At 55.1% G+C, this 14,229-nt stretch carries 13 protein-coding genes; 4 read left to right on the forward strand and 9 right to left on the reverse strand.

What is annotated here, in order from left to right; genetic code table 11:
* Positions 1 to 117: 117 nt before the first annotated feature.
* The 4 genes from xylA to AC0Z7K_RS04550 all read left to right on the forward strand — a co-directional run bounded on the left by xylA (position 118) and on the right by AC0Z7K_RS04550 (position 4,466).
* A complete protein-coding gene (gene xylA / locus AC0Z7K_RS04535) occupies positions 118 to 1,437 on the forward strand; it encodes a xylose isomerase (protein ID WP_413529658.1) in 1,320 nt (439 codons plus the stop codon).
* 103 nt (positions 1,438 to 1,540) lie between these two features.
* On the forward strand, positions 1,541 to 2,992 hold the full coding sequence (xylB, locus tag AC0Z7K_RS04540) for a xylulokinase (protein WP_485613073.1): 1,452 nt from the start codon (positions 1,541 to 1,543) through the stop codon (positions 2,990 to 2,992).
* A 381-nt stretch (positions 2,993 to 3,373) separates the two neighbouring features.
* A complete protein-coding gene (locus AC0Z7K_RS04545; RefSeq protein ID WP_485613074.1) occupies positions 3,374 to 3,778 on the forward strand; it encodes a CidA/LrgA family protein in 405 nt (134 codons plus the stop codon).
* A complete protein-coding gene (locus AC0Z7K_RS04550; protein ID WP_485613076.1) occupies positions 3,771 to 4,466 on the forward strand; it encodes a CidB/LrgB family autolysis modulator in 696 nt (231 codons plus the stop codon). Before AC0Z7K_RS04545 ends, AC0Z7K_RS04550 begins: the two co-directional genes overlap by 8 nt.
* Positions 4,467 to 4,766: 300 nt before the next feature.
* Here the strand turns inward: AC0Z7K_RS04550 and flgL are convergent, their stop codons facing one another.
* The 9 genes from flgL to flgD all read right to left on the reverse strand — a co-directional run bounded on the left by flgL (position 4,767) and on the right by flgD (position 14,221).
* A complete protein-coding gene (gene flgL / locus AC0Z7K_RS04555; protein ID WP_413529662.1) occupies positions 4,767 to 5,729 on the reverse strand; it encodes a flagellar hook-associated protein FlgL in 963 nt (320 codons plus the stop codon).
* A 63-nt stretch (positions 5,730 to 5,792) separates the two neighbouring features.
* Positions 5,793 to 7,445: a flagellar hook-associated protein FlgK gene (flgK, locus tag AC0Z7K_RS04560; RefSeq protein ID WP_485613077.1), complete on the reverse strand. Its 1,653-nt coding sequence runs from the start codon at positions 7,443 to 7,445 to the stop codon at positions 5,793 to 5,795.
* Between the two features lie 186 nt (positions 7,446 to 7,631).
* Positions 7,632 to 8,582, reverse strand: a complete 951-nt coding sequence (flgJ, locus tag AC0Z7K_RS04565) for a flagellar assembly peptidoglycan hydrolase FlgJ (RefSeq protein ID WP_413529664.1) — start codon at positions 8,580 to 8,582, stop codon at positions 7,632 to 7,634.
* The gene (locus AC0Z7K_RS04570; RefSeq protein ID WP_056769751.1) at positions 8,582 to 9,688 is read right to left on the reverse strand and encodes a flagellar basal body P-ring protein FlgI; all 1,107 of its coding nucleotides are present in this window, start codon (positions 9,686 to 9,688) and stop codon (positions 8,582 to 8,584) included. The genes flgJ and AC0Z7K_RS04570 overlap by 1 nt, the downstream gene beginning before the upstream one ends.
* Before the next feature lie 10 nt (positions 9,689 to 9,698).
* Positions 9,699 to 10,415 (reverse strand): flagellar basal body L-ring protein FlgH, encoded by a 717-nt coding sequence (locus tag AC0Z7K_RS04575; RefSeq protein ID WP_112168163.1) that lies wholly within the window; start codon positions 10,413 to 10,415, stop codon positions 9,699 to 9,701.
* A gap of 98 nt (positions 10,416 to 10,513) precedes the next feature.
* Positions 10,514 to 11,296: a flagellar basal-body rod protein FlgG gene (gene flgG, locus AC0Z7K_RS04580; protein WP_056769747.1), complete on the reverse strand. Its 783-nt coding sequence runs from the start codon at positions 11,294 to 11,296 to the stop codon at positions 10,514 to 10,516.
* A gap of 21 nt (positions 11,297 to 11,317) precedes the next feature.
* Complete coding sequence (locus tag AC0Z7K_RS04585) at positions 11,318 to 12,073, reverse strand: flagellar basal body rod protein FlgF (RefSeq protein ID WP_485613079.1); 756 nt, start codon at positions 12,071 to 12,073, stop codon at positions 11,318 to 11,320.
* A 29-nt stretch (positions 12,074 to 12,102) separates the two neighbouring features.
* On the reverse strand, positions 12,103 to 13,350 hold the full coding sequence (gene flgE / locus AC0Z7K_RS04590) for a flagellar hook protein FlgE (RefSeq protein WP_413529666.1): 1,248 nt from the start codon (positions 13,348 to 13,350) through the stop codon (positions 12,103 to 12,105).
* A gap of 178 nt (positions 13,351 to 13,528) precedes the next feature.
* Complete coding sequence (gene flgD, locus AC0Z7K_RS04595; RefSeq protein ID WP_413529667.1) at positions 13,529 to 14,221, reverse strand: flagellar hook assembly protein FlgD; 693 nt, start codon at positions 14,219 to 14,221, stop codon at positions 13,529 to 13,531.
* Positions 14,222 to 14,229: the final 8 nt, after the last annotated feature.

Consider the following 14,229-nt stretch of genomic DNA (forward strand, 5'->3'; position numbering starts at 1 on the left):
TTTAATAATTCTATTAAATTGAGTGTGAAATAACGTAATTGTTAGAACAACAGACAACTCCGAAGATAGGGCCTCAGCCTCCCAGTCCCGCTGGGCCCGTTTTCAAGGAGTTTTTCAATGCACGCATATTTCGACAAGCTGGATGCAGTTCGCTACGAAGGTGCTAACAGCACAAACCCGCTGGCATTTCGTCACTACAATCCTGAAGAAGTGATCCTCGGCAAAACCATGGCTGAGCATCTGCGTTTCGCCGCCTGTTACTGGCACACTTTCTGCTGGAACGGCAACGACATGTTTGGCCCTGGTGCGTTTGTCCGCCCATGGCAGCAGCCGGGTAACGAACTGGAGCTGGCAAAAGCCAAAGCCGACGTGGCTTTCGAATTCTTCAAAAAACTGAACGTGCCTTACTACTGCTTCCATGACGTTGATGTATCGCCGGAAGGCGCGTCACTGAAAGAATACGTCAACAATCTGGCCGTGATGACTGATGTACTGGCGCAAAAGCAGGAAGCGACCGGCGTTAAACTCTTGTGGGGCACGGCGAACTGCTTCTCAAATCCACGCTTTGGTGCTGGCGCAGCAACCAACCCAAATCCCGAAATCTATAGCTGGGCAGCAACGCAAGTGGTGAATGCGATGAACGCCACCAAAAAACTGGGCGGCGAGAACTACGTCCTGTGGGGCGGTCGCGAAGGCTACGAGACTCTGCTGAACACCGATCTGCGTCAGGAACGCGAGCAGCTGGGTCGCTTCATGCAAATGGTGGTCGAGCATAAACACAAAATCGGTTTCCAGGGCACCCTGCTTATCGAACCAAAACCGCAGGAACCGACTAAGCATCAGTACGATTATGACGTGGCGACCGTATACGGATTCCTCAAACAATTCGGGCTGGAAAAAGAGATCAAAGTGAACATCGAGGCGAACCATGCCACGCTTGCCGGCCACTCATTCCATCATGAAATCGCCAACGCCATTGCTCTGGGCATCTTCGGCTCCGTCGATGCCAACCGTGGCGACCCGCAGTGCGGCTGGGATACCGATCAGTTCCCGAACAGCGTGGAAGAAAATGCGCTGGTAATGTATGAAATCATCAAAGCGGGTGGTTTCACCACCGGCGGTCTGAACTTTGACTCTAAAGTACGTCGTCAGAGCACTGACAAATATGACCTGTTCTACGGCCATATCGGCGGCATGGATACCATGGCGTTGGCGCTAAAAGTGGCTGCACGTATGATCGAAAGCCGTGAACTGGACAAGCATGTTGCGCAGCGTTACGCGGGCTGGAATACCGAGCTGGGCCAGCAGATCCTGCAGGGTAAAATGTCTCTGGAATCTCTGAGCGCGATGGCGCAGCAAAATGAGATCAACCCTCAGCATCAGAGCGGCCAGCAGGAACGTTTAGAAAATCTGGTCAATCGCTATCTGTTTGGTTAAAACATCGTTGTGATTTGCGCCCTGTCCGCCTCTGGTTTGCAGGGCGTTGTTTCTGTAAGACTTCAGGAATGGGTTTTCACCTTACTCAAAAAAGGAACCTGGTATGTATCTCGGTATCGATCTCGGCACCTCTGGCGTTAAAGCCATTTTACTCAGCGAAGAGGGTCAGGTGGTGGCCAGCCACAGTGAGGCGTTAACCCTTTCCCGTCCGCACCCTTTGTGGTCAGAACAAAATCCTGCTGACTGGTGGAGCGCCACTGAGAAAGCTGTTATGGCCCTGACGCAGCATCACGCATTAAAGCAGGTAAAAGCAGTGGGTATCACTGGTCAGATGCATGGCGCAACCGTGCTGGATTCGCAACAAAACGTATTACGTCCCGCGATCCTCTGGAACGATGGCCGCAGTTTTAGCCAGTGCCAGCAGTTGGAAGCCGCGGTGCCGGACTCACGTGACATCACCGGTAACCTGATGATGCCCGGTTTTACCGCCCCGAAATTGCAGTGGCTACGAGAGAACGAGTCGGAGCTTTTCGCCAAAATCGACAAGGTATTATTGCCAAAAGATTACCTGCGCTGGCTGATGACGGGCATTTTCGCCAGCGATATGTCCGATGCTGCTGGCACAATGTGGCTGGACGTCGCCAAACGCGACTGGAGCGACAGCCTGCTCGCCGCCACTGGCCTGACACGTCAGCACATGCCCGCGTTGTTCGAAGGCAATCAAATCACCGGTCAGCTGTTACCGGAACTGGCCGCCCGCTGGGGGATGGATTGTGTCCCGGTTATCGCGGGCGGTGGTGATAACGCTGCCGGTGCTGTGGGCGTCGGCCTGTACAAGACCGGCCAGGCAATGCTGTCGCTCGGTACATCGGGGGTTTACTTCGCGGTCAGTGACGGTTTCCTGAGTAATCCTCAGCAGGCAGTACACAGTTTCTGCCATGCGTTGCCGGACACCTGGCATCTGATGTCGGTGATGCTCAGCGCCGCCTCCTGTCTTGACTGGGCTGCGAATCTCACCGGTACAGCATCCGTTGGCGAGTTAATCGGTCTGGCTGAGAATACTCCTCCGGCGGATTCACCGGTCTGGTTCCTGCCGTATCTGTCCGGCGAACGCACGCCGCACAATAACCCTAATGCCAAGGGTACCCTTTTCGGCCTGACCCACCAGCACGGCCCGGCCGACATCGCCCGTGCAGTACTTGAAGGGGTCGGTTTCGCCCTCGCCGACGGTATGGACGTGTTACATGCCACCGGCCTGAAACCACACAGTATTACGCTCATCGGCGGCGGTGCACGCAGCCCTTACTGGCGCCAAATGCTGGCGGACATCAGTGGCCTGACGCTGGAGTACCGCACCGGTGGTGACGTCGGACCCGCGCTAGGTGCCGCGAGATTAGCGCAAATTGCGATGAATTCGGGGAGCCCGCTGGAGCAATTCCTGCCGGAGCTGGCGCTTGAACAAGTGCATCAGCCTGATGCGGAGAGACATACGGAGTATGTGGAGCGGCGGAAGGTATTTCGGGAATTGTATCAACGCCTTGAGGATTTGATGTAAGCCAAATCGGGCTTGATGTGATCTCGGGTGTACCGAGGGCTTGCGAAGGTCGATGCTGGGAGGGGTATCGCTGGCATTATATTTGTTAAAGCACACGTCAACTTTTTCATTTGCCCCTAATACCCCACTCCAGCACTCCCCTTCGCAGGGGAGTGAGCCAAACGAGTCTTCAACAGGCCGTTTGTTTTTCTCATTCTAAGCCGGTGAAGTTGAAGTTGAAGTTGAATTCCCCCCACCCCGATGCCCGGTTTAACATCATTTTCCCCGCGCCAAGCGCCCCCCTATGGAATACACTTCATTCCTAAATTTCATACTGAGTTATGTGGCACAGATCACATCTTAATTGTATGATGAATGCATCATTCAACTGGGTGAAACACCATGAGCAACGTAGTATCTCTGGCATTTCAATATATTCGGGCGTTTATTCTGATATATCTGTGTTTATTTGCAGGTAACGCGATTTCCTCGCTTTTGCCCCTTACTATTCCCGGCAGCATCATCGGGATGCTGATTCTGTTTTGCCTGCTCTCAACGCAAATTCTGCCGTTTAAATGGGTGAAACCCGGTTGCAACGTGCTTATCCGCTACATGGCATTATTGTTTGTTCCAATAGGCGTCGGCGTAATGAATTACTACGAACAACTGCGCACGCAGTTTGGCCCGCTGGTGGTGTCTTGCCTGGTCAGTACTTTGATTGTGCTGCTGGTAGTCGCGTATTGCTCTCACTATATTCACGGGGATCGCGGCACTGTTAAGGGGAAAGCGGAGGATAAAAATGATTGATATTCTGTGGTCACTGCCGCTCACGCTACTGGTCTTTTTCGCCACCCGCAAGCTGGCAATCAGGCTGAAAATGCCGCTGTTGAACCCGTTACTGATGTCGATGGTGGTGATCATTCCTCTGCTGCTGGTGACCAATATCCCCTACGCACGCTACTTTGCGGGCAGCAAAATTCTCAATGACCTGCTGCAACCCGCCGTTGTGGCGCTGGCGTTCCCGCTGTACGAGCAACTTCATCAAATCCGCGCACGCTGGAAATCGATCATCAGCATCTGTTTTATCGGCAGCGTAGTGGCGATGGTCAGCGGAACGGCGATTGCATTATGGATGGGGGCAACACCGCAGATCGCCGCATCAGTCTTACCAAAATCCGTCACCACGCCGATTGCGATGGCGACAGCACAATCCATTAACGGTATTCCGGCGATCAGTGCAGTGTGCGTAATATTCGTGGGTATTCTCGGCGCGGTATTCGGCCACAGTATTCTCAACGTGCTAAAAATCACTACCAAAGCCTCTCGCGGCCTGGCGATGGGTACCGCCTCGCACGCACTCGGTACCGCACGTTGCGCCGAAATGGATTATCAGGAAGGCGCATTCAGTTCACTGGCGCTGGTGATTTGCGGGATCATCACTTCCCTTCTCGCCCCGTTCCTGTTCCCCGTCCTTCTCGCCATGTTTGGTCATTAAAAAACGTACTCATCTTCCCCTAAATAGTTCGTGCGGGATCAAGGCGGCAACTGAGCGAATCCCTGGGAGCATACATTAAGTATGTGACCGGGGTTCGCGAAGGAAGCCAACGCTGAGCCAGTACGAAATATGACGGGGAAGGGAAAAAGTGTATGTCGTCCAACCTTAGAAAGACGACATACAAAACTGAAAGTACCCGGTTTAAGTACAGTCAGAAAAAGGCCCGCATACACGCTTTGAAAGCCGGTATGCAATCGATAACGAAGAAGAGAAATCTTGCGCAAAGGCGCGCAGGAGGGATTACGAATTCATCTGGAACAGTGACATGCCCTGCATGGCGCTGTAAGTCTTGTATGAAGCCTGAAGCGCAACCTGTTGCAGTGTGTAGGTCGAAATCGCTGACGTCCAGTCGGTGTCCACTAAATCACTCAGCTTACTGGCGTTAGTCACTTCACGGTTATCACCGAGCGTGTCCAGCGTGTCCAGCTCACTCATCTGCGTACCCAGTTCAGAGCGCACAGACAAGACGTTGTTCAGCGAGTTACTCAGGCCACGGTTGGCTTTACCAATCGCGTCAGTGTATTCGGTGTCGGTCGCGTAATCGGCAGACGGCGTTTTCAGTGCTTTCAGCGCGCCGTCGATGGTCTTGAAAAGATCGGCTTCGCTGGCGGTGCCATCGGGCTCGGCTTTCGCATCACCGGTCAACGTCTGGAAGACTGCGTTGCCGGTATGGTTGATAGTCATGGTACGGCTGGCATCAACCTGCTGGGTGATCGCCGTCGTACCGCCACTGTAGGTCACTGCGCCCGTCGTCGCGTCTTGCGTAAAGGGCGGCGTATCGCTTTTATAACCGGCAAAAATGTAGCGGCCGTTACCGTCGGTGCTGTTCGCCATATTCAGGATCTGGGACTTCAGACTTTCCAGTTTAGTCGCCAGTGAAGAGCGGTCATCATCACTCAGTGAACCGTCACCGGCCTGAACGATCAGCGTCTGCGCGTCCTGAATGGATGACGTCACGCTGGACAGGATGGATTCTTCCTGACTCATGCTCTGATTGGCGAAGGTCCGCGCTACAGAATACTGGCTGTTCTGAGCAGATGCCTGACGAACCAGCACGGCCTGAGAAGCCGCCAGCGGATCGTCTGAAGGCTTACTGACTTTGGAACCGGTCGAAAGCTGTAAACCTGTTGCCTGAAAACGGTTCTGACCATCCAGCACCGCATCCATATTTTGTGTGTAAATCATATTGGTACTAAGGCGCATGGCATCAGTTCCTTATCAGTTCGAATAATTCTTTCTCAATACCTAATACGTCATTCTCAGGTATTAACGAAGGTTGATGATCGCGTCGAAAATCGTTGAAGCCGTCTGCACGACCTGCGCGTTCGCCAGATAATATTGCTGGTAACGTTGCAGATCGCCGTATTCCTCATCGAGGTTAACCCCGGAGATAGACTGCTGCTGTGCGGTTAGCTGCGTCACGATGTTGGCCTGCGCGGTGCTGGTGGTAGTCAGCGTGCTGACCTGATTACCCACGTTGCTCACCAGGCTGGCGTAGGCGCCGGTCAGGGTGGATTTTCCATCTACCAGTTTGGCGGTTTGCAGGTTCAGCAATTTCTGGGCATTGGTGTTATCGCTGACGCCGCTGTCTGCCGCGCCTGCTGCGGCGATCAAAGATGAATCGCTGATAGCAACATTCAGGCTGCCCGCCACATTACTGACGGTTTTGAGCGTAAAGCTGTCTTTAGTCGAAGGCGTTCCAGTGACGGAAACGGCCAGACCATCGAAGTTGAGGGTCGCATTACCGCTGGCATCTGTGCCTGCAGTCGGGCTGATTTTTGCCCCGTCAGATACACGGGTCACATCCCAGCCGGTGCCGTTATACGCCATGGTGTAATCACTGGCTTTCACCGCGGTGGTGTCGGTATAAGCCACGCTGACATTGGCGGTACCGGTGTTCTTCACGTTGCCAACGGTGGTTGCACCGGTGAAAGAGAAGAAGTCGGTCCCGGCGTCACCGTTGAGATCAAAACCGGCTTTGTTGGTGTTGTTAAAACTGTCGGCCATGCTCAGCGCCAGCTGGCCTAACTGGTTGATGGCAGGCTCAAGGTTATCTTTACGAAATGACAGCGTTCCGCCGAGTGACCCGGTAGTCAGGCGGCTTTCCTGAAGTTCTGTCACAGTGCCATCTGGCTGAGTCATGCCCACGGTCAGCTTGGTCGGATCTGCGCTGGAGGCCATTGCCACGACAGTTTTTGCATTGCCGCCGTTGACTAATGGCATGCCGTTGGCAAAGGAGACGTTGTAAGTATCGCCATCCTGCTGTGTCACGACCACGCCGCTGATGTCGTTGAGCTGGCTGACCAATTGATCGCGCTGATCGAGCAGCGCATTAGGCTCCTGACCGGTGCTGCCACGGGTGGCGGTGATCTGGTTGTTCAGTTTGGCAATCTGCGAGGCGTAGGTGTTGATCTGATCAACGTTCTGCGAAATCTGCTGGTTCACCGCAGTGTTCATGTCGTTGAGGTATTTCGCCGAACTATTGAACTGTGCAGTTAAGCCCTGCGCTTCCCCTAAAACAGCCTGGCGCGCGGCACTGTCGCTGGCGTTGCTGGTCAGGGTTTGCAGGCCTTTGAAGAAGGTTGCCATGGTCGCATCGATACCGGTGGAGCTGTCGCCCAGTAAGTCATCGATAGAGCTGGCCTGATCGAGCTGGGTGGATAACGCGCTGCTGGTTGCGCTGGAGCCCAGCAACTGTTTCACCACAAAAGAGTTGTATTCGCGATTCACGCCAGTGACCGTTACGCCGTTACCGATGTAACCCGCGCCCGTCGCCGTGCCATTGCTCTGATTGATGATCGTTGTCTGACGGTTGTACCCGGCGACGCTGACGTTAGCGATGTTGTTTCCGACGGTGCTGAGCGCGGCCTGCGCTGCGTTCAGTCCGCTCATTGCGGTATTGATTAAGCTACTGGACATGAGTGACCTTCTGGCTGCCGGTGTAAAAGTTTACCGCCGGATAAGTAAAGGGGTCGGGTCGGGGTGTAACCCTTTTCCCATATTGATCTGGTTATCGGCGTGTGGTGCGAAAACTTGAGAAAAAAATGGCAACCGCTTCAAACTTTTTTACTGCCTGAGAGGAGGTTGCCATTTTAAACGCGTGTATCAGAAAATATCTTTGAGATCATGGCTGTAGGCTTTCACCGCCTGCTCACCCGCGCCTTTGATTTTCTGGATCACGCTGACCAGTTTATCGGCGTAATTCGGGTCAGTGGCGTAGCCTGCTTTTTGCAATGCATGTGCTGCCTGTTCCGGCGTACTGGCCGAGGCTACCTGCGCATAACGCGGGTTGTTGGTCAGCAGTTTGATGTAGTCGCTGATGGCTTCCACATACGAGCCGTATACACGGAAACTGGCCTGGACTTTTTTTGCCACGCCGTTGGTGTATTCAGTGGTGGTGATGTTGGTGGTCGGGCCATCCCAGCTGCTGCCGGCTTTGATGCCGAACAGGTTAAAGCTGCGCTTGCCATCGCTGGTCGGAATTTCGCGCTGCCCCCAGCCAGATTCCAGCGCGGCCTGCGCCATGATCAGCTGGTGCGGAATGCCGCTGTCTTTACTGGCGACCTGCGCCGGAATACTCAGGTTGGAGACGAACTGACCGCTGTCCTGAGATAACGGCGCGCCGCCGGTGGTGCGGTCCGGTGCCGTCGGGATGGCTTTACGCAAATACTGTTCCATTGCCTGAATCGGCAGGGTTTTCAGCACTTCGTTATCCAGCGCCATCGGCACGGTACCCGCCAGTTCCGACGGTTGTTTGGTGCCGCCGGTTAACTGTTCGACCATCATGTCCGCCATGCCCAACCCTTTGTTGGACATGTCCTGTGCAATTTGCTGATCGTACATCGATGTATAAAGCTTGGTTTGTTCGTTGCTCAGCAGCCCGCCTTCCGGCAACGCCTGACGCATACTTTTGAGCATCATCTGCACGAACACCCCTTCAAACTGTTTCGCCACTTCTTTAATGTGCGCCTGCGGATCCAGCGACACATCCCGCTTCAGCTTGTTCAGGGACTGCGTGTCATACGCCGCCCCGGACATCGACATCAGATCGCTCATCAGATAATTTCCAAATCAGCACGCAGGCAACCGGCTGTTTTCATGGCCTGCAAAATAGACATCAGATCGATGGGCGTCGCCCCTAACGCGTTCAGCGTACGGACTACGTTGTTCAGGCTGGCGCTGGAGCGTACCTGCTGGATCGACCCACCGGACTGACGCACGGAAATATTGGTGTTAGGTGTCACCACCGTCTGTCCCCCACCGAACGGCGTGTTCGGCTGGCTGACATCGTTCTGACGATCGACCACCACGGAGAGATTGCCCTGCGCGACCGCACAGCTGTCGAGCGTCACGTCGCGATTCATGACTACAGAACCGGTACGGGAATTAATGATGACTTTCGCATCCATCGGCCCGACGTTGACTTCGATGTTTTGGATCTGCGCCAGAATGCGCACCTGCGAAACATTACCGCGCGGCACCACAATCTGAATATTGCGCGAATCCAGCGCGGAGGCCACACCCATACCCTGACGGTTAATCGCATCGCTGACCTGCTGGGCAAGGTTAAAGTCTTCGTCGTTAAGTTGCAGGCTGATCACGCCTTCGGTGCCGAAGGTGCTGGGCAGTTCGCGTTCAATGGTTGCGCCACCGGTGATACGTCCGCCGGAAACCTGGTTTACCGTCACACTGCTGCCGCCGGCAGAGGCTCCGGCACCGCCGACCAGCACGTTACCTTGTGCCAGCGCATAGACCTGATTATCGACCCCTTTCATTGGGGTCATCAGCAAGGTGCCGCCGCGAATACTTTTAGCGTTACCCATGGAAGAGACCACCACATCGATGGCCTGCCCGGCGCGGGAGAACGGCGGCATTTTAGCGGTGACCATCACCGCCGCGACGTTTTTCAACTGCATGTTGGTGCCCGCCGGCACGGTGATGCCGAGCTGGGATAACATGTTGGTCAGCGTCTGCGTGGTGAACGGCGTCTGCGTCGTCTGGTCACCCGTCCCGTCGAGGCCGACGACCAGACCGTAACCGATCAGGGCGTTATCACGCACGCCCTGAACCGTGGTCAGATCACGAATACGATCGGCGGATGCGGGCAGTATCACCAGGGCGGACATCGCCAGACAGAAGATACCGGAAAGAATTTTTCGCATGATTGCCTCGTTATAACGGCGATAAGTTTAAGAAGAACCGCTGCAACCAGCCCATGTTCTGCGCTTCGTTGATGTAGCCATTCCCTACGTACTCGATACGCGCATCGGCCACCTGCGTGGAGACCACCGCATTCGCACCGCTGATGGTGCGCGGGTTGACCACACCGGAGAACCGGATGAATTCGGTTCCCTGATTAATTTCGATTTGTTTCTCACCGACAACCTTCAGGTTGCCGTTTGCCAGCACTTCGCTGACCGTGACGGTTAATGTTCCGGTAAAGCTGTTGTTGGCGGCAGCGCCACCTTTGCCAGCGAAGGTGTTATCGCCGGAGGTATCCACCGCGGCGCGGGCATTGCCAAACAGCCCTTCCAGATAGCGCGGCGTGGTATCAAAGCCAAACTTGGTTGACCCGTTGCGGCTGGCGTTCGCCGAGGAGCTTTTGCTCGCACTGACGTTTTCCTGCAACACAATGGTCAGGGTGTCGCCGATATTGCGCGGACGACGGTCTTCGAACAAAGGCTGATAACCATAGTTCATCGGCTGAACTGACTGGAAAATCGAACCGTTAGGAACCGGCGGTGCGGCGGGCGCAGGGGCCGCTGTGGTCGTGCCTGGCACCAGCGGGGTGTGCGGAAAATACGCGCAACCGTTCGCCAGTAACGTCACTAACAGCGGCAGCACCAGCTTGCCTGGTCGGTTTACAAGAGAAGTCTTTACCGACGTTATTTTTTTGGTCACCACAGTTATCGCCTTAAAAAAATCGACCTGACAGGAATCAGAAACCGTACAGGACAGGAGCATGTAAGCCCCCGTCCTCTCATACATTACAGCTGCGAAAGTTTCTGCAGCATTTCGTCCGAGGTGGACACTGCTTTACTGTTGATTTCATACGCACGTTGCGTCTGGATCATGTTGACCAGCTCTTCCGCCACGTTGACGTTAGAGGTTTCAACATAGCCCTGATACAACAGGCCCGCGCCGTTCAGGCCCGGCGTACTTTCTGTCGGTGCGCCGGAGCTTTGTGTTTCCTGGTACAGGTTTTCACCCATCGATTCCAGGCCGCTGTTATTGATAAAGGTGCTCAGGGTTAACTGACCGACCTGCTGCGCCGCAGTCTGTCCCTGTTGAGTGACGCTGACGATCCCGTCGCGACCCACGGTCATGCTCAGGGCGTTGGTCGGGATGGTGATAGCAGGAATAACCTGATAGCCGCTGGAGGTCACCAGCTGACCGTTCTGATCAACCTGGAAAGAACCGTCGCGGGTGTAGGCGGTGGTGCCATCAGGCAGTTGTACCTGGAAGAACCCCTCACCTTTTACGGCGATGTCTTTACTGTTGCTGGTCTGCGACAGGTTACCCTGCGAGAACAGACGTTCAGTAGACACAGGGCGCACACCGGTCCCGATCTGCAAACCCGAAGGCAGGTTAGTCTGTTCGGACGACTGCGCACCCGGCTGGCGGATTGTCTGGTACAGCAAATCTTCGAATACCGCACGCTGGCGTTTAAAGCCGTTGGTGCTGACGTTCGCCAGGTTGTTGGCGATGACGTCCATGTTGGTCTGCTGGGCATCCAGACCGGTTTTCGCGATATAAAGCGATGGGATCATGTCGTTACTCCTCTGCCATCATCAGGTCAGTGACAGCAGATTATTGGCACGTTGTTCATTTTCATCGACGCTGTGGATGACTTTCATCTGCATCTCAAAGCGGCGGGCGTTAGCTATCATGTCAACCATGGTTTCGACCGGCTGCACGTTACTGCCTTCGAGCGTTCCGGGCATAACGTGAATGGTCGGATCGGCTTGAAGCGCATTACCACGGGCCTGTGCGGTTTCCGGCGTCAGGCGGAACATGCCGTCATCGCCTCGCGTGACTTCACTGCCAGTGGCTTTAACCAGTTTCAGTTTACCGAGCTGACCCATGGTGTTCGGGTCAGCGCCGGCTTCCAGCACAGCAATCGTGCCGTCAGCAGAGATGGTCAGCTGCGAATTTGGCGGCACTTCGATTGGCCCGTTGTCACCCATCACCAGATGACCTTGTACGGTCAGCTGATTAGCGGGTGACACCTGCATGTCACCGTTACGGGTATACGCTTCAGAGCCATCAGGCATCTGCACCGCCAGGAAACCATCCTGCTGTAAGGCCACATCCAGCGGACGGCCCGTGTAGTTAAGCTTCCCCTGCGACATGTCTGCGCCCGGCGTAGACGCCGTGACCAGTGTGCGGGTGTCCAGACTTTGGCCATCCACCGGCACCGCGCGCATAGCTAAAAGCTGTGCACGAAATCCCGGTGTGGAGGCGTTAGCCAGGTTACTTGACGTGACCGACTGCTGAACCAGCGTCTGGCTGGCTGCGCCCATCGCGGTGTAGATAGCGTGATCCATAGTGCTGCCCTATCGAGTTTTATCGCGCGTTAGCGCAGGTTAACCAGCGTGTTCAGGATGGAGTCCTGAGTTTTGATGGTTTGCGCATTCGACTGATAGTTACGCTGAGCAACGATCATATTGACCAGTTCAGCACTCAGATCGACGTTGGATGATTCCAGCGCGCCACTGGTGATGCTGGCGAAGCCACCTTCGCTGGCGATGCCGTTAACGGCCTGACCAGAAGAAGAGGTCGCGGTCCAGACGTTATCACCTTCAGATTTCAGACCTTCCGGGTTAGAGAAGGAGCTCAGCACGATCTGGCCGAGCAGCTGGGTTTTCTGGTTGGAGTACGTGCCGGTGATGGTGCCGTCGTTGTTGATGGTGTAACCGGTCATCTGACCCGCTGCGTAGCCATCCTGCGTCAGGGAACCGATGCTGTTGCTGCCGGTGCTCTGCTGGATACTGCCGGTGAAATCCAGAGCAACCGTTTGTGGAGAAACAGCGCCGTTGGCGGTGTTGTTCATCGGCAACGTCAGGCTCAGGCCTGTCTGCACAGAACCGTCGGCTGCGTTAGTGCTGGTCAGCGCGCCGCTTGAGCTGAAGTTCAGCGTACCAATTTTACCGGCGGTTGAACCGGTAACGCTGCCATCCTGAGAGTAAACGTCCCAGCTATTGGCAACCGTCGAAGACTTCACGAAGTACACGTTGTTATCGTGCGCGTTACCCAGTGAGTCATACGTCGTGATGCTGTTGACGTAGTTGTAGCTGGTGTCATCGCTGCTGTTGAATGTGGCCGTTTTGGGTGCGGTGTCCGTAGAATTCAGGTTCGCTACCATGGTGCCACCGACGGTGGATTTGGCGCTCATCATGGTCGTTGGCACGCTCAGTGCAACAGGCTGTGCGCCCGCAGCGATGGTCGGCGGTGTCCCTGTGGCCGGGAAACCGGTCACGCTCAGACCCTGCATGTTCACCAGATTACGGTTCGCATCAAGGGACAGCTGACCGTTTCGGGAGTAATACACGGTGCCGCTGCTGTCGGCCAAACGGAAGAAACCGTTACCGCTCAGTGCAACGTCCAGACCACGGGATGTCGTGGTGGTGGTGCCGTCATTAAAGTTTTGTGTGACTGCGGCGACTTTAACGCCCATCCCCGTTTGTGAACCGGCGAACATATCGGCAAAAGACGCGGTCGCGGTTTTGAAACCGACGGTCGCGGAGTTAGCGATGTTGTTACCGATCACGTCCAGGTTGGACGATGCTGCGCTCAGGCCGCTGACTGCTTGCGAAAAGCTCATGTTAGCTCCAGTTTACTGTGTAGTGTTTATGCATCTTTAGCTCCTCCCCTGCGAAGAGGCGTCTTTGGCTCCCTGCCCTGCGAAAGGGAGGGTTGGGGTGGGATATGAATGGCAATTATGGCGCCGCCAGTGATACCCCCTCCCCGCCTCCCCCTTCACAGAGGGAGGAGCAAAACGATTACAAAATCTGTCTGACCTGATCGACTGTCGTCGTTCCACGCACACCGAGATCCAGCGAGGTGCCGGTCGTGTTGTTGATCACGCCGTTTACCAGTGCATAGTTCAGCGGGGTTGCCACCATTTGCTGATTGTTATTCAACGCATTGATGCTGAAGGAATAGCTGCCGTTCGGGGCTTTGGTGCCGTCGTCCTGCGTGCCATCCCAGGTATAGCTGTGGACACCGGCAGTCTGGGAACCCAGGCTGATAGTCTTCACGGCTTTGCCGGTGGAATCGGTAATGGTAGCCGTGACGTTGTCAGCGGCGCTTTCCAGCTCCAGACCAAAAGGTGTGGTGCTGACGGTGCCGTCAGTATCACTGCCGACCAAAATGGTGCTGCCGGAAACCATCACACCGTGGCCGATCAGGGAACTTGCCTGAATCGAGGAGCCGCTGGTGATTTGTCCGGAAATGCTGCCCAGTGTTGTGTTGAGTTTTTCAATACCGCTCACGGTACTGATTTGCGCTAACTGGGTGGTCAGCTGGCTGTTATCCATCGGATTGGTGGGATCCTGGTTTTTCAGCTGCGCCACCAGCAAGGTCAGGAAACTGCTGGATAAATCATCGGCCGAACTTCCGCTGGTCGTGGACGTCGCGCTGGCCGCCGCAATGGTGTTATCCGTGGTGTCGTTAATCGACGTGGTAATTGCCATGGTTCGCT

The sequence above is a fragment of the Rahnella sp. 1L-D-7-B-C2 genome, assembly GCF_057290995.1.